This window comes from Streptomyces sp. ITFR-6 (genome assembly GCF_031844725.1).
Classification (GTDB): Bacteria; Actinomycetota; Actinomycetes; order Streptomycetales; family Streptomycetaceae; genus Streptomyces.
In genome coordinates this window covers 2,869,657-2,891,543 of sequence record NZ_CP134612.1, presented here as the reverse complement: position 1 = coordinate 2,891,543, position 21,887 = coordinate 2,869,657, and the positions used below count along the sequence as shown (strand labels likewise).

Genomic DNA, 21,887 nt, shown 5'->3' with positions numbered 1-21,887 from the left:
ATGACCACGAGGATCCTCCCGGCCGTCGGTGAAGCCGACGCGGCCAGATCCGTCACCACCCTGCTCAGCCAGCTCCCCGACGCGGAACCGGCCGCCCCGGTCGGTGACTCGACCCAGCTCATCGACACCCTCGCCCGCCTCGCCGGGGAATCGCTCGACGAACTGCCCGAGGTGGTGCTGGTCCACGAGCGGATCGGGCCGGTGCCGGCCCTGGAGCTGATCCGGGAGGTGTCCCTGCGCTTCCCCGCCGTCGGGGTGGTGCTCATCACCGCCGACGCGAGCCCCAGCCTGTTCTCCGCGGCGATGGACTCCGGGGCGCGCGGACTGGTCACCCTGCCGCTGGGCTACGAGGAACTGGTCAACCGGGTCCAGTCCGCCGCCCAGTGGTCCGTCGGCGTACGCCGCCACCTCGGCGCCGGCGGCGACGTCTTCACCGGGCCGGGCGGCACCGTCGTCACGGTCAGCGGCGCCAAGGGCGGCGTGGGGACCACCGTCGCCGCGGTACAGCTCGCCCTCGCCGCCCAGGCCTCCGGACGGACCGTCGCGCTGGTCGACATGGACCTCCAGTCCGGGGACATCGCCTCGTACCTGGACGTCCAGTTCCGCCGCTCCATCGTCGACCTGGCCGCGATCAGCGACATCTCCCCGCGCGTCCTGTCCGACGCGGTGTTCAGCCACAGCACCGGGATCGCGCTGCTCCTCGCCCCCGGTGAGGGGGAGCGCGGCGAGGAGGTCAGCGACCGCGCGGCCCGGCAGATCGTCAGCGCGCTGCGCTCACGCTACGAGATCCTGATCATCGACTGCGGCGCCCAGATGAGCGGTGCCAACGCCGCGGCGATCGAGATGGCCGACACCGCGCTGCTGGTCACCACCCCGGACGTGGTCGCGGTACGCGGCGCGAAGCGCATCGTACGGATGTGGGACCGGCTCCAGATCCGCAAGGCGGAGGAGACGACGACGGTCGTCAACCGCTTCAACCGGAACACCGAGATCCAGCCGGCGCTGATCCAGAAGATCACCGGGACCCGGCTCGCCGGAACGTCGATTCCCGCGAACTTCAAGGAACTCCAGAGCGCCGTCGATGCCGGACGGATGCATGAACTCGACCAGAAGAGCGTGGTGAAACAGGCGCTCTGGGCGCTGGCGGGGGAGCTGGGCCTGGTGAAGCTCCCCGCCGCCCGGGCGGGCCGGGAGAAGTACCGGGGCGACCGCGGCTCGATCGGCCGTCAGCGCAGGCGTGGCGAGATCGCCGGCCGTGGCAGAACCGACTGAGAGGGGGCGCATCCATGGCGACGACGCGGACGGCGACAGCGGGCAGCGGTACGGGCGGGGACGGGGTCATAGGCGGGAGGCGTGATCCCGGTGGGAGCCGGGACCGCGACCGAGGGCAGACCGCGATCGAGTTCGTCGGGGTGACGCCTCTGATCATTCTGCTGCTCGTGGTGCTCTGGCAGTGCGCCCTGTTCGGCTACACGTTCACCCTGGCCAGCAACGCGGCGGATATGGGAGCGCGGGCCGGGGGCGGGGCACAGGGGAACCGCGGCGCCGCCTGCGAGCAGGCGGCCAACGAGGACCTGCCCGACGCCTGGCGGGGCGGCTCCATCGAGTGCGGAGTGAGCGGCTCCGGCCTGTACCGGGCCAGGGTCCACCTGGACGTGCCCGTCCTGGTGCCGGGCGTACTCGACTGGGGGCCGACGGTCACCGGCGAAGCGGCTTCGGTGAAGGAGGGCTGAACGATGAGCGGAAACAGGCGCGGGTCCCGTCGTGAGCGCGGACAGGTCGCCATCGAGTACCTGGGGTTCATCCCGCTGCTGCTGCTGGTCGGCCTCTGCGCCATCCAGCTCGGCATCGCCGCGTACACCGTGAACCAGGCGGGCACCGCCGCGCGCGTCGCCGCCCGCACGGCCGGTCAGGACGACCCGACGGCCGGATCGCCCGAACAGGCGGGCGCGAGCGCGATCAGCGGCTGGCTCGCGGACGGACTGAGCTGGGAGACATCGGGCGGAACCGACGACGTCACGTACACCGCCCACGTCGAGATCCCCGGCGTCATCCCCGGCCTCGACCTCCTGGGCAAGGCCACCCGCAGCTCCACCATGCCGCGCGACTGAGCCCCCGCACCGCACCACCAGCAAGCCGGACCGAGGAGTTGGCACCATGAGTCTGCGGGCACGCATCACCGCCCCCGAGGAACGCGGTGGGGGCCGCGAGGACGGCCACATGGTCGCCTCCTACCGAGCCAAGCTGCTTGAGGAGATCGACCTCGCGGAGATGTCCTCGCTGGCCGCCGCCGACCGGCGGGCCCGCCTGGAGCGCGTACTCGGCCACATCATCAGCCGCGAGGGACCGGTCCTGTCGACCGTGGAGCGCTCGCAGCTGATCCGCCGCGTCGTCGACGAGGCCCTCGGTCTCGGCATCCTCGAACCGCTCCTGGAGGACGCGTCCATCACCGAGATCATGGTCAACGGGCCCGACCAGATCTTCGTGGAGCGCAGCGGCAAGGTCGAACAGCTCCCGATGCGCTTCGGCTCGCACGAACAGCTGATGCAGACCATCGAACGGATCGTCTCCACGGTCAACCGCCGGGTGGACGAGTCGAATCCGATGGTCGACGCCCGCCTCCCCAGCGGGGAGCGCGTCAACGTGATCATCCCGCCGCTCTCCCTGACCGGCGCGACGCTCACCATCCGGCGGTTCCCCCGTTCCTTCACCCTCCCGGAGATGATCAGCTTCGGCTCGCTCGACGAGCAGATGCTGCTGCTGCTCTCCGGGCTCGTCCAGGCCAAGCTGAACATCATCGTCTCCGGCGCCACCGGCACCGGAAAGACCACCCTCCTCAACGCGCTCTCCGGACTCATCCCGAACAACGAGCGCATCGTCACCATCGAGGACTCCGCCGAACTCCAACTCCAGCAGAACCACGTCATCCGGCTGGAGTCCCGGCCCGCGAATGTCGAGGGCAAGGGCCAGGTCACCATCCGCGACCTGGTCCGCAACTCCCTGCGCATGCGCCCCGACCGCATCATCGTCGGTGAGGTCCGCGGCGGCGAGTCGCTCGACATGCTCCAGGCGATGTCCACCGGCCACGACGGCTCCCTCGCCACCGTGCACGCCAACAGCGCGGAGGACGCGCTGATGCGCCTCCAGACACTGGCCTCGATGTCGGAGATCAAGATCCCCTTCGAGGCGCTGCACGACCAGATCAACAGCGCCGTGGACGTGATCGTCCAGCTCACCCGGCACGCCGACGGCACCCGCAAGGTCACCGAGATCGCCGTGCTCGACTCGCACGGCCGGGACCACTACCGGATCGTCAGCGTGGCCCGCTTCAACGCCCGGCCCATGGGCGCCGACGGCAGGGTCCACGGCCACTTCCAGTACCTCCCGCTGCCCCGGAAGGCCGCCGAACGCCTCTACATGGCCGGCCAGCCCATCCCGCAGGCCTTCGGGGTCGCCACGTCCGAAGAACAGCTCGCCACCCGAGAGGCCAAGTAGGTACCGCGCCATGACCAATCTCGCCCTCCTCACGATTGGCGTCACCCTCGTCTGCGGCGTACTCGGCGTCGTGGGTCTGCACGCGTACGCCGGCGGGAAGGCCGACCGCGACGCCCTCCTCGACCGCCTCTCGCACCCTGGTCAGCTGCCCTCCGCCGGACGCCACCGCCGCTTCCAGGGCGTCGACCGCCGACTGCGCAGGACGGGTCTCGGCCGCAGGATCGAGCTGAAGCTGGCGGCCACCGGCCTGGACATCACGCCGGGCGAGTTCTTCGTCTACGCGCTGGTCGCCATGGTCGGGCTCTGGCTGGCCGCCTCCTCCGTCCTGGCCTCCTTCTTCGGCCCGGTGGCCGCCCTGATCGGCCTCTGGGGCACCAACGCCTTCCTGAACTGGCAGCGCACCAAGCGCACCGACCGCTTCATCAACCAGCTCCCCGAACTCTCCCGCATCCTCGCCAACGCCACCCGGGCCGGACTCGCCCTGCGCACCGCGCTCGCCATGGCGGCGGAGGAACTGGAGGACCCCGCGGGCGAGGAACTGGCCCGGGTCGTACGCCGGCTCGACGTCGGCGAATCACTGGACGACGCCCTCAGCGAGCTGACCGACCGGCTGCCGTCCCGCGAACTCGTCGTCCTGGTCACCACCCTCGTCCTGTCCAACCGGGCCGGCGGCATGGTCGTCAGCTCGCTGCGCAACCTCACCCAGACACTGGAGGAGCGCAAGGAGACCCGGCGCGAGGTCAAGACCCAGCTCTCCCAGGTGACCGTCACGGCGTACGCCGTCCCGGGCTTCGGCTTCGCCGCCATGCTCCTGATGAACGCCGTGATGCCGGGCGCCCTGGACCGGATGACCGGCGCGCTGATCGGCCAGGTCGCGGTGGTCGTCGCGCTCATCCTGTACGCGATCGGATTCGTCGTGATCCGCCGCCTGTCCCGTATCGACGTCTGAGGGGAGGAGCGGACATGGACCTGTTGCTCGCACTCGTCGTGGGTCTCGCCGTGTACGGCGCGATCGCCGGCATCCGGATGTACCGGGCCGACGCCAAGCTCCCCGGCGACCTCGCCATCGCCCTGGAGGTCGGCTCCACCCGTACCGGCGCGGTCGGCTCCGTCATCGACCGGATGGGCATGCGGTGGGCCCCCGCGGTGCTCAGGATGATGGGCGCCAAGGCGGTCGGCAAGAAGCGCCGCCAGATCGACATGGCCGGCAACCCCGGCGGGCTCACCATCGACCGGTACGCCGCCCGCCGCGCCGTCTACGGGGTGCTCGGCGCGTTCGGCGCCCTGACGATGCTGATGCGCGGGCAGCTCTTCCTCGCCGTCCTGCTCGTCGCGTTCGGCGCCTTCTGGGTCGAGGTCGGCATCTGGTCGGCCGTCCGGGTCCGCAGGGACCACATCGAGCGCACGCTCCCCGACTTCCTGGACGTCCTCGCCGTCGTCGTCTCGGCGGGACTCGGCTTCCGGCAGGCGCTGGAACGCGTCGCGGAGAAGTACGAGGGCCCCTGGGCCGACGAACTCCGCATCACCCTGCGCCAGATGGACATGGGCGTCAGCCGCCGCCAGGCCTTCGAGGAGCTCCGCAGGCGCAACGACTCCGAGCAGGTGGCGATGTTCGTGACGACACTCCAGCAGGGCGAGGAACTCGGTGCGCCGATCGTCGAGACGCTGATCCAGATCGCCAACGACATGCGCCGCACCGATGCCCAGAACGCCCGCCGCAAGGCGGCCAAGGCCGTCCCGAAGGCGACCTTCGCCGTCACCACCTTCCTGCTCCCCGGCACCCTGCTGCTCCTGACGGTCGGATTCGTGTACGGCGCCGACGTCGACTTCTCGTTCCTCGGCGGATGACCCGCATGACGAGGATGATGAGCAGCACGCGCAGGCGGAGGTGACAGGCCATGGCATTCCCACTCGGCGACCAGCGGGCACAACCGACGGACGACGTGCGCCACGCGCTCGCCAACCCGACCGACCGCCCGGCCTTCGCGATCCAGCTCAACGCTCTCCAGGCCATGTGCCGCCAGGTCTTCGGCTTCCGGCTCGCGATGATCGCCATGGCGACACCGTTCGCCATCGACCGCACGGCACGGGGCCCGGCGACCTGGCTCATCGGCGCGGCCATCGTCGTCACCTTCATGGGCTCCTACGTCCTCTTCCGGGACTGGGAGCGCTTCGGCCCGGTCTTCCTGCGCCACCGCTGGCTGATCGGCGTCGACTCCTGCTTCGGCGCACTGCTGCTGGTCACCGCCACACCGGAGTCCACCCTGGCGTACGTCACGGTCTGCACGCCGCTGCTGGCCGGGCTCGTCTACGGATGGCGGGGCTCCGCGGTGTTCACCGCCCTCCAGACGGTGATCATCTTCGTCGTCTACGGAGCCGACCCGAAGTTGGACGGGAGCGAGGCGACCGCACTCCTCCTCCCCGGATTCTGCGTGATCGCCGGGGCCGTCGGCGTCACCCTGCGCAATCTGCTGCTCCGTTTCGGCACCGCGAGCCAGGCCCTCACGGAGACCAGGGCCCGGCTCGCGGTCAGCGAGGCCGTCGTGACCGAACGCACCCGGCTGGCCCGCGAGATGCACGACTCGGTCGCCAAGACCCTGCACGGACTGGCCCTCGCCGCCGACGGCCTGGCCCACTCCGCGGACCGGATGGATCCCCTCACGGTCAAGCACCAGGCGGAACTGGTCGCCCGCTCCGCCCGTCGCGCCGCCGCCGAGTCACGGGAGCTCCTGTCCGACCTGCGCCGGGACCACGGACTGGACGGCGGCGTGGACATCATGACCGAACTCCGCTCCCGCACAACCGACTTCACCCGCCGCCACCACCTCGCCGCCACCTTCAGGCCCCTCCAGGAGACGCCGGTCCCCCCGGTGCCCCAGGCGGTCGGCCGTCAGCTCCTCACCATCGCCTCCGAGGCGATGGAGAACGCACAGCGCCACGCCCACCCCTCCTACGTGATCGTGCTGGCCGGCGTGCAGGGCGGCATCCTGCGCGTCAGCGTGTACGACGACGGGCAGGGCCTTCCCGTCGGCACCACGCTCGACGACCTCCAACGGGCCGGCCACTTCGGTCTCGTCGGCATGGTCGAACGCGCCGCGTCCATCGGCGCCCGCATCCGCATCGGCAGGGGCGAGGCGGCCACCGGCACGGAAGTCCGCCTGGAGCTGCCCCTGACGACGTTGTCCCCGACACCGCCCACACCCCACCCCACCCGAAGTACCGCTCTCTGAGAGGAGGTCGCACCATGCCGGATGAGATCTCGCACGCGGCCGGCCGGAACCGGGAAGCGCGGCACCACGCCTCCCAGCACACGTCCTCGCATGCCACGCCCATCAATTCGGAAGCCGGCTCCCCGGGCTTCCCCGCCCCGCAACATGCGGCGCCACCCGTCCCCCTGCCCGCTTTCCCTCCCGCCTTCCCGCCCGCGACCGGCCTGCTGCGGGTCGTCGTGGCCGACGACAACCCGGTGGTCAGGGCCGGCCTCGGCGCCCTGCTCTCCGGACGCGAGGACATAGAGGTCGCCGCGGAGGCGGCGGACGGCCGCCAGGCCTACGAGATGGCGTTGCGCCACCGCCCCGATGTCGTCCTGCTCGATGTCCGGATGCCCGGCGTGGACGGCATATCCGCCCTGCCGCACCTGGTGCGGGTCGCCCCCGTGATGATGCTGACCTACAGCCGCGAGAGCGCGATCGTCCATGAGGCGCTGCGCCTGGGTGCGAGCGGCTATCTGGTCCACGGCGAGTTCACGGCGGACCAGCTCGTACAGGCGGTACGCGACACGAGGAGCGGCCGCGCGCACTTCACCGCCACGGCGGCGGACGCCCTGCTCGCCCACATGCGCCAGGACCCCGGACCACAGGCCGCCCCCCTCCCGGAGGGCCTCGGATCCGCCCTGACCACGGGCGTTCCCTACCAGGTACCCGGCTACGAGACCCGCGCCCCCGGCCCTGGTGCGTATGCACACGTCCCCCCACCCGGAACACCCGCGCCGATGCCGCCACCTGCGATTCGCCCCGTACAGCAACCACAGGGTCTTTCGCATGTGCAATCAGGTATGGGACAGTCTTCAGTGACCGGGGGGCTGGGCTCGTCCCCTAACAGGCCCCAACACGGGCTGAGTTCGAGGGAGGTGGAGGTCATGGAGCTGATCGCTTCGGGAATGAGCAACCAGCAAATCGCCGCCACCTGCTTCATCAGCGAGAAGACCGTGAAGAACCACATCAACCGGATCTTCACCAAACTGCACAGCGCCAGCCGGAGCGAGGCGATAGCCCGCTGGCTGGGCACGGCCCCCACCCCGGGCCCCGGCACACAAGGGGGCAGGTAGCCGTGCCGGACCGAAACGGGAAGCGCAGGACCCAGGTGGGTGATTGGGCCCGGGAATGGGCCCTGGGACCCTCTGGCGGACAGGGTGTTCCGCCATATGTTTCTCCCGTCACTCACGGTACCGGCCGGGAGGAAGCCGGTACCGGGAGCGACAGCGAAGAAACGCACGAGCCCGCCGGCAACCGGTCGGCCGAATCCGGAGGGGACCACTATGTCGAACATCACCCTGAAGACCGCCGTCCGCATCAACGGCTGGGCCAACACCGCGGTATCGAGGATCCAGAAGCGCTACGAGACGGCGGACCGGGGGCAGACGGCGTTCGAGTACCTCGGCATCATTCTGGTGGTCGTCGCGATCATCGGGGGGATGGTGGCTTCGGGGATCGGCAGCGCGATCACGACTCGCATCACCGGGCTGGTGGCACAGGTCAAGGCGGGCTAGTGGCTGCGAAGGACCGCAGCGAGGCAGGGCAGGCCTTCCCCATCTACATCGTGATGGTGGCAGGTCTGCTCTTTCTCGCGTTCGCCTTCTTTGCAGTCGGTCAGGCGTCGGCCACGCGCAACGGAGCCCAGGGCGCTGCCGATGCCGCCGCACTCGCCGCGGCTCAGCAGGCCCGCGACGACCTGGAATTGCCGTTCCTCCAGGCGCTTCGGGACCCCGACGGCCTAGACGATTTCTTGAGCGGATATCAGTACTTCCGAGCAGGGGAGTCGGAAGCCGTTCGGCTCGCATCCAGGAATCGTTCGGATTTGACCGACTTCCACTGGAAGCCGGGATACTGGCAGGACAGAGTTACTGCCAAGGTGAGGACTCGCTACACAGTGGGTCCTTCAGTGATCCCCTCGACCAAGAACGACCATGCCACGGCGTCGGCCACAGCGGTGATCGAATTCCGCTGCACCTTAAAGTCCGCTCCCCAGCTGCCCGATAACCCGGGGCAGGGTGAGGATGGGGAAAGGGACCACGACAAGGGCGAGGACGAGTCGAAGGACACCCCAGGTCTGTTTGAGTTCCGTTGTGACGGAGGCCAGGACGTCACGATCGACCTGACCGACAAGAACCCTCTTCCTGAACTCGGCAAGTTGATCTTTTCCGTGCACCTGATCGACTCCTGACGGCGAACCATGAACAGACGAGTAAAGGATTCTGAGTCCATGAGCATTCGGCGCACCACGAAGTCCAGAAGGGCGGTGACAGCCGCCTCGCTGGCGGCTGCCCTGGCCCTCGTCGTCACTGGTTGCGGTGGTGACGACGGCGGGGGCGCGAAGGACCCTGGAACGCCGTCGTCCGCGAAGCCTTCCGGAAAGGCAACCGACGACGACAAGGAGACGGCCCAGGACACCGCCGCCGGGGACCCGGTGGACCCGAATGCGAATCTGGCTCAGGTCAGGGGCGACAAGGGCATGCTGCTGGTGATCAATCAGGTGAAGCGCGACTCGGGTGGGTTCGTAACGGTGCAGGGCGAGCTGACCAACAAGGGCGACACACCCGTGAACCCTTCCGCATGGGTCGGCACCGAGATCAACATCGTGAACAGGAACCTCAATTCCGTCGCCGGCGCGACGTTGGTGGACAAGACGGGCAAGAAGCGCTACTACATCCTCCGTGACACGGACGGCCGGTGCCTCTGCACATCGGACATGTCGGCGGTCCAGCCGGGCAAGTCCACCCCGGTATTCATGCAGTTCCCGGCGCCGCCGAGCACAACGACCGAGGTTGACTTCACGCTGCCGACGTTTGCGACCACTTCGCTGAAGATCTCTGGGTGATGTCTGACATGACCTACACATCATCGCGTCAGCCGAGGCAGATTGCGGGAACAATCATGGTCACTGCCTTCCTGCTGTCTTGTGTGTCGGTCTTCGGCGCCTCGGCGGCACAGGCGGATGACGGTCCGAGCGTGCCTCCGGGGACGGAAGCCTCGGAAACGCCACCGGTCGAGGTGGACGGGGGCGATCCCGACCTCAAGATGCCGGAGGGCAGCAAGCTTGCTCCAGCCAGAGTGCTCGACATCATCCAGGTGGTCGAGGACCAAGGCGGGGAGGAGCGCCGCGAGGACACGAACGCGGACATCAAGTTCGCCCTCCAGGCCGAGGTCCTCTTCGGCAAGGACAGCGCGAAGCTGAGCGCCGAGGCCAACTCGCGTATCGCCGGCATCGCCGCTGAGGCCAAGAAGCAGAACGCCACCAAGGTGCGGGTATTCGGCTTCACGGACAACCTCGGCTCCTCCGCCCACGGAGACGTGCTGTCGAAGCAGCGCGCCGAGGCGGTGAACAAGGTGCTGTCCAGCGAGCTCGACGCGACCGTCACCTTCGAGATCCGCGGCTACGGCGAGCAGTACCCGATCGCCGACAACAGCACGGAAGAGGGCCGGAAGAAGAACCGCCGCGTCGAGGTCTCCTTCCCGCGCGGAGGCTCCTCCTGACCCGACTTCCGGGCCGGACGACTTGCAGACTCCCATGTGTCCCGGCAGAGTCTCGGGGGAACGGCCGAGCGGCGGCAGATCCGCCGTAGTTCCGGGACAGTCGGTTCAGGCGGTTTGCAACGGCTGCGCCGGACGCCGCTGGCTCTCACGACGGGGACGCCGATGCCCGCCGGCCCAGCACGCCCCCGGCCGCCATCAGCCTGAAGTGAATGCTCCGGCCACCCGGTCCGTCCTGGACACCCCCGTGCCCCAGGGCGGACCGGTGATCGGCAGTGCCGGTCAGCGCTTTATGCCCACGCCCGCGAGCAGGCTGATCTCGGCATCCTTGGGCTCCGTCCCGTCGGTGGGTCCAGCGGGACGCCAGCGGTGGCAGACGCTGACGCCGGGGGCGAGCAGGTCGAGGCCGTCGAAGAAGCGGCTGACCTCGCTGTGTGAGCGGACCTGCGCCGGAGTGCCGGCACTGTTGTAGACCTCCACGACCTTGTTCCAGGTCTCGGGGTCGTAGTCGGGCGTGCAGTGGTTTATGGCGAGGGCGCTGCCGACCGGGAGGGAGTCCAGCAGTCGGCGGACGATGGCGTACGGCTCCTGCGCGTCTATGACGAAGTGCAGGATCGCGTTGAGGCTGAGAGCGACCGGCTGGGTGAAGTCCAGTACCCCCGTGTCCCGGACCGCGCTCATCAGTGTGTCGGGATCGGTGATGTCGCCCTCGACATAGGCCGTGCGTCCCTGCGTTGTACTGCGCATGAGGCGTTCGGCGTACTTCAGGACGAGAGGGTCGTTGTCCGCGTACACCACACGGGCCTCGGGTGCCAGAGACTGGGCGATTTGATGCAGATTGGGCTCGGTCGGGATGCCCGTGCCGATGTCCAGCCACTGGCGGATGCCGTGTTCCTGCGCCAGAACCCGCGCGGCCCGGTGCATGAACGCCCGGTTCTCGCGGGCCACCACGGGGAGACTGGGGTTGGCCTCGACGGCGAGCAAGGCGGCCACCTTGTCGACCTCGAAGTGGTCCTTGCCGCCGAGGTAGTAGTCGTACATCCGGGCCGAGTGCGCCCTGCTCGTGTCGAGATCCCGGCCGGCCTGCCTGGTGGTCATGTGCTCCCCTTCGTGTGTGTGTCTGTCAGCCCGCAGGCCGGGGACGGGATCGGTGTCGCCGTCCCTTCCGTCCGCCACCGGTTCACCCGGCGGCCAAGTGATCGGCAAGGCCCTCTTTGACCCCGCGGAGAAACGCGGCGATCTCCTCGGGCGCGTAGATCAGCGCCGGTCCGGCCGGGTCGGTCGACTGCCGTACGGCGACCCGGCCGTCGTCGAGCTTCTTCGTCTCGACACACTGACCGCCGTTCGGCCCGCTCCAGGGCCGCTCCCAGCCCTGTTCCCCGAGGTCGCGGGCCGACATTCCGTTGTAGACGTATTTGTCGGTGATCGTCACGAGTACTCCTTGCGCATGCGGTTCAAGAGCGCTCTGCTGTCCTCGGACGACGTCAGCAGCGCCATACGGGAATGTGCCTCAAGGTGGGAGACGACGTCCGCTCGTTGGTCCAGGTAGACGGAGGCGGACAGGATTTCGCTGTAGACGATGTCCGGCAGCTCGGGTTCCGCGAACCGGAAGTATGTGAACGGGGCGCAGGCCCCGACGTGTGCGCCCGCCTCGAACGACACGACGTCGAGGCTGACATGGGGCAGCTCGGACACATCCAGGAGCCGTTCGATCTGCTCCCGCATCACGTCGGCGCCGCCCACCGTCCGGTGCAGGACGGCCTCCTCCATGACCACCCACAGCGTGGGAGCGTCCTCCCGCTCAAGCAGGCTCTGGCGGCGCAGCCGCAGCTCCACCCGGCGGGTCAGCTCCTCGTCGCTGCCGTTCGGCAGCCCGCCGCGCAGCACCGCACGGGCGTAGTCGTGGGTCTGCAGAAGACCGGTCACGTACTGGGGCTCATACGTGCGCAGGGTCTGGGCGCCCGTCTCCAGGCTGACGTAGGCGGTGAACCAGCTGGGCACGGCGTCGCGGTAGGAGTGCCACCAGCCGGGCTCGTTGGCCTGCTCGGCCAGATCGACGAACTCGTCTATCTCCTGGCGGTCCGCGCCGAAGGTCTCCAGAAGCTTCTCCACGTAGAGAGGCTTCAGCGCGACCTCGGCCTTCTCCAGCCGGCGGATCGTCAGGGGTGTCACGCGCAGCGCCTTCGCCGCGTCCTCCAGCGAGGCACCGGCCGCGAGACGGATGTCCTGCAGCCGGCGTCCGAGGATCATGCGCAGGACTGTCGGCGCGCTGGTGCCGGAACGGCTTTCGCTCACGCCCAACCTCCTGAGGCTTCATCAACAACACCATTGTTGCAGTGGCTTGATGACGACGCCAGAGTGATACCCGCGCTGCTGAAATTATCAGGGAGTCGGTTGCAGCGCGAGTGCTATCACGCGATAGTTGACATGTGAGTGGTCAAGTCGCAGCTCTGGCGCAGCATCCGGTCCGGACGGGACGCGTGATGCCGATGCCGTCGTCGTCGGCGCCGCACCGCTGGGCGCCTGCCTCGGCCCGCTACCGCGGGGGCCCTGCCGCCGTACCCGCCTCTCACTCCTCGGGCCGCGGCCCGCACCCCCATACCGCGCCTGCCCCCCGGAAGACACTGGAAGGCGACATCCGTGACTCTGCCCACGTCCTCTGCCCCCGCCCCGCCCTCGACCTCCGCCTTAGCCTTGATGGGGCCCTGTCGGGAGTTCTGGTTCGGCCTGCCCGCCCTGCGCACCAGCGCGAGATCCGCCCGCGACACCGTGCGGGACCGGCTCCGCGCCTGGAAGGTGCCGGGCGACACGTGCTGCGACGCGGTGCTGCTGGTCTCCGAGCTGACCACGAACGCCGTGCTGCACACCGACAGCGGCCGTGTCCTGTGCGGCCTCACGCTGACCGGCGACGAGCGGCGGCTGCGTATCGAGCTCCACGACGAGGGCCGCACCCCGGTCCGCCCGACCGGTCACCTCGCCGGGCCGGACGAGGAGAGCGGGCGAGGCCTGCTCCTGGTGCGTCAACTCGCGGACCGCTGGGGCTCCGCACGCTCGGCCCGTGCCGAAGGCAAGGTCGTCTGGGCGGAGTTGGCGGCCAACCCCTGACGCCAGGGGTGTCGACGCAGCACGGCCCCGCTACGCCCCCCTGTGCGCGGCGAGGAATCCCCGTTCCTCGATGCAATGACAGAAGGCAGCCATGACCCCCCACGGTGAGACCGCGACCCCGGTAGTGCTGTACGTGTGCGCCGACCGGGCCCCCCGCGCCCCCGGTGCGGCCACGCAGCGAGCCCGGACAGAGGGCCACGCGTTCGCCCAGGAGCGCGGGCTGACGATCTCCGAGGTCGTCACCGACACCTACGGCGAGCCCGACCCGGCGCAGCGCAGAGGGTGGCGGCGGGTGAGACAACTGGTGAGAACCGGCCATGTTACCGAGGTGCTCGTCCGCTGGCCCAGCGCCATCGCCCCGGAGTCCGCGACCGAACTGCGCCGCCGCGAGACCGCCTGGCTCAAGGACCAGGGCGTGCGCGTCCGCTACACCTGGGCGCCCCTGTCGTCGTCGAAGAGCGAAGAGGCCAGCTGACGCGAGGGCTCAGGAGGCCGTCGCGGCACGGTCGGAGTCGCTGCGCAGGACGCAGAACTCATTGCCCTCAGGATCGGCGAGGACGGCCCAGCCCGCACCGCCGGGCTCCCTGCGGTCGGTGACCAGAGTGGCTCCCAGCGCCAGCAGCCGCTCGGTCTCCTCCTCGCGCGACGTCGTCGGGCGCAGGCACAGGTGGATCCGGTTCTTGACCGTCTTCGGCTCCGGCACCTGGTTGAAGTACAGCAGCGGGCCCTCCGGGAGCATCACCTGGATCTCCCGGTCGCCCGGCCCGTCCTGCGGGTGCAGCGGGCAGCCGGTCACCTCACTCCAGAAACAAGCCAGTTCATAGGCGTCCGAGCAGTCGATCGCGACGTTCTGTACTACCGAGACCATCCCCTCAGCCTGCCCGAGCGCGGCCCGGTCCGCCAGCGGCGGCGGGCGCGTTGACAGGTGCCCCGCGGATACGTGTAATGGACGCGGTGTCGCGTGACGCTGGCCAAAGAGCAGTGGGCCGGCCGGTGATCGGGCGAGCACCCTTCACTCAGGGGTCCGTCATGAGTTCATACTCCGCTCCCCGCGCCTGACCGAACGCCACCGCACCCTCTCCAGCAGCAGAGGCTGTGCGGTCGCTCCGTCCTGGGCACGTCACCACACCACACGCCATGACCGCAGCCACTGCGGAATCACCGAAGCTCCGGAGACACACATCCGTATGCCCACGTCTTTCGATGAAACGACCATCGAGTCCGAAGGTGCCGACCTCCTGCTCCTGACGACCACCGGCGCCAGATCGGGAACCGAGCGCACCACTCCGCTCGGCTACGTCCGGCACGGCGAGCTGATCCTGCTCATCGGCTCCGGCTCCGGCGCGCCGGGTCACCCCGGCTGGTACCACGACCTCCTCGCCCACCCGGTGGTCCGGGTGGAGATCGGGACCAGCACCTTCCAGGTCCTCGCGGTCCCCGCAGAGGGGGACCGGCGCGACGAACTGTTCGCGCACGCGGTGAAGCGCGTCCCCGGGTACGCCGACTACCAGGCCCGGACGGAGCGGGTGCTGCCCGTCGTCGTACTGGAGCGCGCCGATCCCGAGGGGTGGCGGCCCGGTGAGGTCCGCACCCTGGCCGACAAGGTCATGGAGGTCCACACGTGGCTGCGCGGCCAGCTGCGGCAGGTGGCGGCGGAGGCGGACGCCCACTTCGCCGGGCGCGCGGACCGTCGCGGACCGGACGAGCCGCCGGTGCCGGGCCTCGGGCTGCAGATCAGGCAGCGCTGCCTGGCGTTCTGCCAGGCCCTTGAGTTCCACCACACCAGCGAGGACGGGCACCTGTTCCCCGGCATCGCGCGGTACCACCCCGATGTGGGCGACACCTTCGCCCGGCTCGACGAGGAACACCGCGCCGTCGCACGGATCCAGACGGCGCTCGCGGAGCTGCTCGCCGGTATCGCGATCGCGGAACCGGACCGTTTCCGGGCCGAGTTGGCGCGGATGTCGGCAGAGCTGAACGCGCACCTCGACTACGAGGAGGAAACGATCGTCCCCCTCCTGGCCGACGTGCCCTGGCCGCCCGCCCCTCCCGCGGAGGCGGCCACCGGTCCGAGCTGATGTGAGCCGGTCCCCGGCGTCGTCCGGTGCGGCAGGGCCCGCGGCTGGGGTCACCTACGCCGCGGGCACCGCAGACCTCACCGGCGTCCGGAGTAACAGCGGCAAACCGGAGCAGAAGAAGATAGGCAGCACAGGGCGTCTCCCGCGTCCCCCCGCCTGCGCGGCGGCGGGAGGCGCCCCGGCTGTGCCGCCCGCCCTCCTACGTCCCCCGGAGACCCATCCGTGTTCAGCAAGACAAGCGACACCGCCACCGGGGCGCCGCCCCGGGCCACCGGGCATCCCGGGCCCGCGCGGCGCTGGTCCGTCGCGTTGCGGCGGACGCCCGTCTCCCTGTGGAACGACGACCTCTCGGACTGGGCGGCGGCCCTGACGTACTACGCCATACTCGCGCTGCTCCCGGCGCTTCTGGTGACGGTCTCCGTCATCGGGCTGGCCAACCCCCGGGCCACCGACGCGCTGATCGCGGACATCACCGCCTTCGCCCCCGCGGAGTCCGGCGCCGCGCTGCGCGAGCCGCTCGTGGCGGCCACGCAGCAGCGGACGGCGGTGTGGCTGCTGGTCGCGACCGGGACCCTCAGCGCGGTCTGGTCCGCGTCCAGCTACCTGGCCGTGTTCCGGCGGGCGCTGCACGCGATGCACGGGGTACCGGACACCCGGCCCGCCCTGCGCAAGGCACACATCATCGTGGCGACGGCGATCGGCCTGCTGCTGCTCCTGATGACCAGCGCGTTCGCCCTCGTGCTCTCCGGACCGCTGGCCCGCTGGCTCGGGCACCGGATCGGCCTGGCGCACCTGGGGGACGCGGTGTGGGCGGTACTGAAGTGGCCCGTGCTGCTCTGTCTGGCCGCCTGCCTGATCACGGTCCTCTTCCGGACCGGTCCGGCGTCGGCGCGCGGATCGCGCCGGGCCCTGCCGGGAGGAGTGCTCGCCGCGCTCCTGTGGCTGGTCGCCTCGGCGGGATTCGCGCTGTACGCGACGTACATCGGTTCCTACAGCAGGCTGTACGGGTCACTGGCCGGGCTGGTGGTGTTCCTGATCTGGGTGTGGTTCACCAACCTGGCGCTGCTGACGGGCGCCCAGTTCAACGTGGAGCTGAACCGGGTGGGGCGCGCGGGCGCCCGCCCCCGGACCGACGGCCACGACGGGACCGAGGACGGCGCCGGGGGCGAACCCACGTCCTAGGACCCCGTGGTGCCGTCGATGATCTCCCGGATGATGTCGAGGTGGCCGTTGTGCCGGGCGGTCTCCTCGATGAGGTGCAGCAGGATCCAGCGCAGATCGGGGCGGTCGCCGTCGGATCGCGGACGCTCGGCCCGGGTGTCCAGGTCATGGGCGGCGACGAGCTCGCGGTAGCGGGCGGACTGCTCCTCGTACTCCGCCAGTACGACGGCGAGCGGCATGTCCAGGGCGATGCGCATCTCGCGGTCGGGGTCCTCGTCGGTCCACGGGCCCTCGTCCTTGCCGCCGAGGAAGTCGATCTCGAACCAGGCGTACTCGACCCAGCGGAGGTGGTTGACCACACCCGCGATGGTCATCAGCGGCGAACCCGGCAGCAGCGCCTTGCACGCGTCCTCCTGCGTGAGGCCCTCGCACTTGGCCAGTGCGCTCGCTCGTGCGTAGTCGAGGAAGGTGGTCAGCTGGGTGCGCTCGTCCCAGGCGGAAGGTGCATCAGTGCGTGTCATCGCGGTACACCCTGACGGTTCACCGGCGGCCTGTCCACCGCTTAAGACCCCGCCGGTGTTCGTCATGAACCGGCCGCTGTTCTCACGTACCGGCCGGGCCGGGCGTGGTCCAGGCCGTTGCGAACCCCACCACCGTGCCGCCTTCGGCCTCGCCGTACGTCTCGGCGTCGCCCCTCGCGCGCTCATCGCGGCTCAGGGCGAGCGCGGCCACGAATCCGGGACGCCGGGCATCCCCGGCCAGCCGCTCCACATAGCCGTCGGCCATGGCCGGGTCCTCGTGCCACGGGGGCCCGGCGAAGGCCTCCGCGTACACCCGCCGGATCCCGTCCGCGTACGCCGCCACCTCGTCCCCGCCGGCCGGCCGGACCCACGTGGTCACGAGACGGCTCCGTTCTCCGTATCGCCGCATCTCCGCGATCCCTGTTCCTTTCTTGGGGTCCACGCATGGGCCCCAGGGCCCACGCACCCGGCAGCGGGGCTGACTAGGCTCATGACCGACCAACCGCGAGCCGTCCGAACCGCCGCCGCGGCAAGGCGGCCGGCCGGGCGCGCTCCGGTGCGCAGGGATCTTCACGCTCTACCTGACCTGTAGGGCGGTCGCCCCTCAACCGGCTTGTCCGGATGGGCGGGTGGCCACACTTTAAATGGGGTGCGCTGTCATGAGTGACGGATTCTTCTACTCGTATCACGTGGGCTGGAGCCGCCCCGATGCGGAATCGCTGCTCGCGGATCTGGAGGCGGCCGGCGTATGTCCCGCGCACCCGGCCACGCGGCGCATCACGCTCATCAGCCCGGGGGCCGCACCGCCGGGCACCCAGTCATGGGTGACCAGGGACCAGCTGGTGCTCCTGGCCGGCCTGCAACGGCTGGACCAGGTCGACTTCCTGCTCTGGGTGAGCAGCGGAGCGGAGATCCCGGCCCGGGTCCGGCGGACGGACGACGGGACGGTCGCGCTGCAGTTCGCCCTCGGCGCGCTGACCAGCGACGAGCGGGAAGCGGTCGTCCGCGCGATACGGGAGGCGATAGGCAGGGCCTCCGTCCTGTGCGTCGGCTTCGTGGTCGACCGCGAGGGCGCGTCGGCGGCGACGGACTGGAGGGGGTTCATCGTGAAGGGCTCGGTGTACTTCGACTGCTGGCCGGACACCCTGGCCGTGCGGTCCGAGGTCGCCTCCAGACAGCCGCAGCTCTTCGGGGTGGGCTCCTTCGAGCAATCGCCCTGGGTCGTCTACGGCAGCGAGGTCCCCAGCCGGTGAACGTCGGCCCTGCCCTTTCCCGGCAGCCCCGGGCACGCTGGGAGCGGTCACCCCGCAACGGCGATAATCGGCCGTATGTCCGCAGAACCCTCCCCGCAGGCCACCCACCCCCGGCCGCGCCCGCAGCCTCCGCGGGAGCACCGGCCGCTCCGTGCGCGGGCCGCCGCCGCACTCGCCTCCGCGGCGCCGGCGCTCGGCTCCTACGCGGCCGTGCGGATCATCGGGCTCGTCGTCTTCTGGGCGGCCGCGTCCGCAGCGGGGAAGGACGCCTTCCACCTGCTCGCCGAGCGCTGGGACTCGATCTGGTACCAGCGGGTCGCCGAGCACGGCTACAGCTACACCGTCACGCTCCCCGACGGCTCCATCCACTCCGACCTGGCCTTCTTTCCGCTGCTGCCCGCACTGGAGCGCGGCATCGCGGAGGTGACGCCGCTCGGTCTCGCGGGCGCCGGACTGCTGGTGGCGTGGCTGGCCGGTCTCCTCGCGGCCTGGGGGATCTTCGCCGTCGGAGCGCGGCTGTACGGGCGCCGGGCCGGGGTGGCGCTGGCCGCGCTGTGGGGGGTGTACCCGACGGCGTTCGTCCAGTCGATGGCGTACACCGAGACCCTGTTCACCGCGCTTGCCGCCTGGTCGCTGTACGCCGTGCTGACCCGGCGGTGGATCGTGGCCGGCGCGCTGTGCGTACTGGCCGGGCTGACCCGCCCGTCCGCCGCCGCGCTCATCGCCGCCCTCGCGATCACCGCCGCCGTGACGCTCGTACGCGAGTACCGGGCAGGCGACAGCGACGGCATCGTCCGCCGCAACGGCCGGATGCTGGCCGGAGTGCTCGTCGCGCCGCTGGGCTGGCTCGCGTACGTGGTGTTCGCCGCGGTGCGCGAGGGCAGCCCGTTCGCCTACTTCGACGTCCAGGCCCAGTGGGGCAACAGCATCGACGGCGGCGCCGCCCTCGCCACGTTCGTCCTCGGCCTTCCGCTGCCGGGGGCGCTCGGGCTGTGCGCGGCGCTGGCCGGGCTCGGATGGCTGGTGTACCTGTGCGTGCGGCAGCGCCAGCCGCTCCCCGTACTCGTCTACGGGATCGCCGTCGTCGTCATCTCGCTGATCGGCTCCGGCTACTTCGGCTCCCGGCCCCGGCTGATGATGCCGGCGTTCCCGCTTCTCCTGCCGCCCGCCGTCGCCCTGCTGAGGCTGCGCTCCACGGCCCGCACGGCGACGGTCCTCGCGGTGCTCGCCGCCGCCTCCGCCGCATACGGGGCCTGGACGCTGTTGGGCTCCGGCCCGCCCTGAGCCGGGCCCGTGCTCACGGCCGCGTCGCCGAGGGGCCGTCGCCCTGCGCGATCCCCACCCGCACGCCCGGCCGCAGTCCCCACCTCGCCATCGCGCCGGCCTCGGCCTCGATCACGTGCCGGGCGCGGAGCCGGGGGAGGCCCAGCCGTCCGGGCTTCATGGTGTGGACCGCCACCACGTTCAACTTCCGGTCCAGATAGGCCACATCGATCGTGAACCGCATGCGGAAGGAGTGCACACTCCCGCACGGGGTGATCAGCAGCGCGCCCTCGATGCCGTCCTGCCCGAGCAGCCCACGGCTCCGGTGCCGGTAAGAGGCCGCGATCCGTAGCGGTATCTCCGTCTCCCGTTCCCCCTCCGGGTCCGCGAACGTCAGCGTTCCAGTGCCATTGCGCCATCGGGCCATGTCCATGACGGTAGCGCCAACTGCTGTCCCCCGGGCGGTAACAGAGTGGCCTAGGGTCGGTGAGGTGTACGCCACGCTGATAGTGGTCGCAGCCCTCTGGGGTGCCGCGACCGGACTGCTGGTCCCGCGCGCCGCCTACCGGTTCTCCGTCGAACCCGAGGACGCGTGGCGGGACGCCTGCCCGGCCGGCCACGCCCTCACCGGGCCGGGCCGGGGCTGGCTCGGCTCCGCGCGCTGCACCGCCTGCGCGGCGGCGGGGGCAACGGCCGCCGTACATACGGAAACCGGCGCCCCGGACACCGGCAAAGCCCCGGACGCCCCGGACACCGGCAAAGCCCCGGACGCCCCGCCCGCCACGCCCCGGCACCGCGGCGGGCCGCGCTACGCGCCCGCCCTCCTCGCACCCCCCGTCTCCGCCCTCGGCTGCGCCGCCGTCGCCGCGACCACCGGGGCCCGTCCCGAGCTCGCCGTGTGGCTGCTGCTCGTCCCCGTCGCCGTACTCCTCGCGGCCATCGACCGCCGCGTCCACCGGCTGCCGGACGAGCTGACGCTGCCTGCCGCCGGGGCGGCCGCCGCGCTTCTGGGCGTCGCCGCGCTGCTGCCGGAGCACGGCGGCTCCTGGCTGTCCGCGCTGCTCGGCGGCGTCGGCCTCGGCGCCTTCTACCTCCTGCTCTTCCTCGTCAACCCGAACGGAATGGGCTTCGGCGACGTGAAGCTCGCGCTCTCGCTGGGCGTGGTGCTCGGCTGGTACGGCTGGGCCGTCGTGTTCGCCGGGGGCTTCGCCGGGTTCCTGTTCGGCGCGGTGTACGGCCTGGCGCTGATGATCATGCGGCGCGCCGGGCGCAGGACGGGCATCCCGTTCGGCCCGTTCATGATCGCCGGGGCGCTGCTGGGCGTCCTCCTCGGCGGACTGGCCGCCTGAGCGGCTGCCGGGCGGCCGATATCCGGTCGCGCGCGGCGGGGTCCGGCTGGGATCCTTTCCGCATGCACGGAACACCCGAAGACAAGCAGACGGCGGAAACGGCGGAGGCGGCCGGGCGCGCCCGGTTCGACGCTCTCGTCACCGAGGCGGACACCGTCTCCGTCGCCGGCTGGGACTTCTCCTGGCTCGACGGCCGGGCCACCGAGCAGCGGCCCTCCTGGGGCTACGCCCGCGCCATGGGGGAGCGGCTGGGCCGGGCGAGCGCCGCGCTCGACATCCAGACCGGCGGCGGTGAGGTCCTCGCCGCCGCGCCGAAGCTGCCGCCGCTGGCCGTCGCCACCGAGTCCTGGCCGCCGAACATCGCCCGCGCCACCGCCCTGCTGCACCCGCTCGGCGCGGCCGTGGTGGCGGACGCGGACGAGCCCCCGCTGCCGTTCGGCGACGCGGCGTTCGACCTGGTCGTCAGCCGGCATCCGGTGACCACCTGGTGGGACGAGATCGCCCGGGTCCTGGCGCCCGGCGGCACGTACTTCTCCCAACAGGTGGGCCCCGCCAGCGTCATCGAGCTCGTGGAGTATTTCCTCGGCCCGCAGCCGCCGGAGGTGCGGGGCAGCCGCGACCCGGAACAGGCGCGCGCCGCCGCGGAGGCGGCCGGTCTCGAAGTCGTCGACCTGCGGTTCGAGCGGCTGCGCACCGAGTTCCTCGACATCGGCGCGGTCGTCTACTTCCTGCGCAAGGTGATCTGGATGGTGCCGGGCTTCACCGTCGAGCGGTACCGGCCGCAACTCGCCGCGCTGCACCGGCTGATCGAGGAAGAGGGGCCGTTCGTCGCCCACCCGACCCGCTTTCTGATCGAGGCCCGCAAACCCGGGCGGCCGGTCTCACCCGCGTAGCCCCTTCCCGCGCCCGGGGA

At 70.7% G+C, this 21,887-nt stretch carries 27 protein-coding genes; 20 read left to right on the top strand and 7 right to left on the bottom strand.

The genetic code is table 11. The features are described from left to right. From RLT59_RS12810 to RLT59_RS12755, 12 genes are all read left to right on the top strand, one after another. Positions 1-1,272, top strand: coding sequence for a CpaE/TadZ family protein (locus tag RLT59_RS12810; protein ID WP_311303526.1), 1,272 nt, complete (start codon positions 1-3; stop codon positions 1,270-1,272). 14 nt (positions 1,273-1,286) lie between these two features. Continuing rightward, positions 1,287-1,733 carry a TadE/TadG family type IV pilus assembly protein gene (locus RLT59_RS12805; protein ID WP_311303525.1) on the top strand — a complete coding sequence of 149 codons (447 nt, stop codon included), beginning with the start codon at positions 1,287-1,289 and terminating at the stop codon, positions 1,731-1,733. 3 nt (positions 1,734-1,736) lie between these two features. Further along, entirely contained in the window at positions 1,737-2,111 is a 375-nt protein-coding gene (locus tag RLT59_RS12800) for a TadE/TadG family type IV pilus assembly protein (protein ID WP_311303524.1), read from the top strand. A 46-nt stretch (positions 2,112-2,157) separates the two neighbouring features. Next, entirely contained in the window at positions 2,158-3,495 is a 1,338-nt protein-coding gene (locus RLT59_RS12795; protein WP_311303523.1) for a TadA family conjugal transfer-associated ATPase, read from the top strand. 10 nt (positions 3,496-3,505) lie between these two features. Further along, positions 3,506-4,444 carry a type II secretion system F family protein gene (locus tag RLT59_RS12790; protein ID WP_311303522.1) on the top strand — a complete coding sequence of 313 codons (939 nt, stop codon included), beginning with the start codon at positions 3,506-3,508 and terminating at the stop codon, positions 4,442-4,444. 14 nt (positions 4,445-4,458) lie between these two features. Continuing rightward, on the top strand, positions 4,459-5,343 hold the full coding sequence (locus RLT59_RS12785; RefSeq protein ID WP_311303521.1) for a DUF5936 domain-containing protein: 885 nt from the start codon (positions 4,459-4,461) through the stop codon (positions 5,341-5,343). A gap of 50 nt (positions 5,344-5,393) precedes the next feature. Further along, positions 5,394-6,725 carry a sensor histidine kinase gene (locus RLT59_RS12780; RefSeq protein ID WP_311303520.1) on the top strand — a complete coding sequence of 444 codons (1,332 nt, stop codon included), beginning with the start codon at positions 5,394-5,396 and terminating at the stop codon, positions 6,723-6,725. Positions 6,726-6,739: 14 nt separating this feature from the next. Further along, the gene (locus tag RLT59_RS12775) at positions 6,740-7,822 is read left to right on the top strand and encodes a response regulator (RefSeq protein WP_311303519.1); all 1,083 of its coding nucleotides are present in this window, start codon (positions 6,740-6,742) and stop codon (positions 7,820-7,822) included. Positions 7,823-8,032: 210 nt separating this feature from the next. Then, on the top strand, positions 8,033-8,263 hold the full coding sequence (locus RLT59_RS12770) for a hypothetical protein (protein WP_311303518.1): 231 nt from the start codon (positions 8,033-8,035) through the stop codon (positions 8,261-8,263). Next, positions 8,263-8,937, top strand: a complete 675-nt coding sequence (locus tag RLT59_RS12765) for a pilus assembly protein TadG-related protein (RefSeq protein WP_311303517.1) — start codon at positions 8,263-8,265, stop codon at positions 8,935-8,937. Before RLT59_RS12770 ends, RLT59_RS12765 begins: the two co-directional genes overlap by 1 nt. A 39-nt stretch (positions 8,938-8,976) precedes the next feature. Beyond that, positions 8,977-9,591, top strand: coding sequence for a hypothetical protein (locus tag RLT59_RS12760; RefSeq protein WP_311303516.1), 615 nt, complete (start codon positions 8,977-8,979; stop codon positions 9,589-9,591). 56 nt (positions 9,592-9,647) lie between these two features. Continuing rightward, positions 9,648-10,247: an OmpA family protein gene (locus RLT59_RS12755; RefSeq protein ID WP_311303515.1), complete on the top strand. Its 600-nt coding sequence runs from the start codon at positions 9,648-9,650 to the stop codon at positions 10,245-10,247. Between the two features lie 279 nt (positions 10,248-10,526). On the opposite strand, the gene RLT59_RS12750 is transcribed toward RLT59_RS12755, so the two are convergent. The 3 genes from RLT59_RS12750 to RLT59_RS12740 all read right to left on the bottom strand — a co-directional run bounded on the left by RLT59_RS12750 (position 10,527) and on the right by RLT59_RS12740 (position 12,539). Then, on the bottom strand, positions 10,527-11,342 hold the full coding sequence (locus RLT59_RS12750) for an SAM-dependent methyltransferase (RefSeq protein ID WP_311303514.1): 816 nt from the start codon (positions 11,340-11,342) through the stop codon (positions 10,527-10,529). A gap of 82 nt (positions 11,343-11,424) precedes the next feature. Then, positions 11,425-11,643 carry a DUF397 domain-containing protein gene (locus tag RLT59_RS12745; RefSeq protein WP_399126887.1) on the bottom strand — a complete coding sequence of 73 codons (219 nt, stop codon included), beginning with the start codon at positions 11,641-11,643 and terminating at the stop codon, positions 11,425-11,427. Positions 11,644-11,672: 29 nt separating this feature from the next. Continuing rightward, positions 11,673-12,539 carry a Sco1979 family transcriptional regulator gene (locus RLT59_RS12740; protein WP_311303512.1) on the bottom strand — a complete coding sequence of 289 codons (867 nt, stop codon included), beginning with the start codon at positions 12,537-12,539 and terminating at the stop codon, positions 11,673-11,675. A 402-nt stretch (positions 12,540-12,941) separates the two neighbouring features. Between RLT59_RS12740 and RLT59_RS12735 the strand changes: the two genes are divergently transcribed. Together RLT59_RS12735 and RLT59_RS12730 are read left to right on the top strand one after the other, a co-directional pair. Then, positions 12,942-13,349 (top strand): ATP-binding protein, encoded by a 408-nt coding sequence (locus RLT59_RS12735; RefSeq protein ID WP_311307709.1) that lies wholly within the window; start codon positions 12,942-12,944, stop codon positions 13,347-13,349. A 91-nt stretch (positions 13,350-13,440) separates the two neighbouring features. After that, positions 13,441-13,824, top strand: coding sequence for a hypothetical protein (locus RLT59_RS12730; protein WP_311303511.1), 384 nt, complete (start codon positions 13,441-13,443; stop codon positions 13,822-13,824). Positions 13,825-13,833: 9 nt separating this feature from the next. On the opposite strand, the gene RLT59_RS12725 is transcribed toward RLT59_RS12730, so the two are convergent. Beyond that, positions 13,834-14,217: a VOC family protein gene (locus tag RLT59_RS12725; protein WP_311303510.1), complete on the bottom strand. Its 384-nt coding sequence runs from the start codon at positions 14,215-14,217 to the stop codon at positions 13,834-13,836. A gap of 319 nt (positions 14,218-14,536) precedes the next feature. Between RLT59_RS12725 and RLT59_RS12720 the strand changes: the two genes are divergently transcribed. Next, complete coding sequence (locus RLT59_RS12720; RefSeq protein ID WP_311303509.1) at positions 14,537-15,427, top strand: nitroreductase/quinone reductase family protein; 891 nt, start codon at positions 14,537-14,539, stop codon at positions 15,425-15,427. A gap of 222 nt (positions 15,428-15,649) precedes the next feature. After that, positions 15,650-16,609, top strand: coding sequence for a YihY/virulence factor BrkB family protein (locus tag RLT59_RS12715; protein ID WP_311303508.1), 960 nt, complete (start codon positions 15,650-15,652; stop codon positions 16,607-16,609). Here RLT59_RS12715 and RLT59_RS12710 read toward each other — a convergent pair. Both RLT59_RS12710 and RLT59_RS12705 read right to left on the bottom strand, forming a co-directional pair. Then, the gene (locus RLT59_RS12710; RefSeq protein WP_311303507.1) at positions 16,606-17,109 is read right to left on the bottom strand and encodes a DinB family protein; all 504 of its coding nucleotides are present in this window, start codon (positions 17,107-17,109) and stop codon (positions 16,606-16,608) included. The two genes, RLT59_RS12715 and RLT59_RS12710, sit on opposite strands and share 4 nt — an antisense overlap. 82 nt (positions 17,110-17,191) lie before the next feature. Next, complete coding sequence (locus tag RLT59_RS12705) at positions 17,192-17,488, bottom strand: hypothetical protein (RefSeq protein ID WP_399125313.1); 297 nt, start codon at positions 17,486-17,488, stop codon at positions 17,192-17,194. A gap of 280 nt (positions 17,489-17,768) precedes the next feature. Here RLT59_RS12705 and RLT59_RS12700 point away from each other — a divergent pair, with 280 nt between their 5' ends. Continuing rightward, positions 17,769-18,362: a hypothetical protein gene (locus RLT59_RS12700; RefSeq protein WP_311303506.1), complete on the top strand. Its 594-nt coding sequence runs from the start codon at positions 17,769-17,771 to the stop codon at positions 18,360-18,362. A 75-nt stretch (positions 18,363-18,437) separates the two neighbouring features. After that, positions 18,438-19,646: a glycosyltransferase family 39 protein gene (locus tag RLT59_RS12695; RefSeq protein WP_311303505.1), complete on the top strand. Its 1,209-nt coding sequence runs from the start codon at positions 18,438-18,440 to the stop codon at positions 19,644-19,646. Between the two features lie 13 nt (positions 19,647-19,659). On the opposite strand, the gene RLT59_RS12690 is transcribed toward RLT59_RS12695, so the two are convergent. Then, entirely contained in the window at positions 19,660-20,052 is a 393-nt protein-coding gene (locus RLT59_RS12690) for a DUF192 domain-containing protein (protein ID WP_311303504.1), read from the bottom strand. A 64-nt stretch (positions 20,053-20,116) separates the two neighbouring features. Here RLT59_RS12690 and RLT59_RS12685 point away from each other — a divergent pair, with 64 nt between their 5' ends. Together RLT59_RS12685 and RLT59_RS12680 are read left to right on the top strand one after the other, a co-directional pair. Then, positions 20,117-20,974 carry a prepilin peptidase gene (locus RLT59_RS12685; protein ID WP_311303503.1) on the top strand — a complete coding sequence of 286 codons (858 nt, stop codon included), beginning with the start codon at positions 20,117-20,119 and terminating at the stop codon, positions 20,972-20,974. Positions 20,975-21,036: 62 nt separating this feature from the next. Beyond that, the gene (locus tag RLT59_RS12680) at positions 21,037-21,867 is read left to right on the top strand and encodes a class I SAM-dependent methyltransferase (protein ID WP_311303502.1); all 831 of its coding nucleotides are present in this window, start codon (positions 21,037-21,039) and stop codon (positions 21,865-21,867) included. Positions 21,868-21,887: the final 20 nt, after the last annotated feature.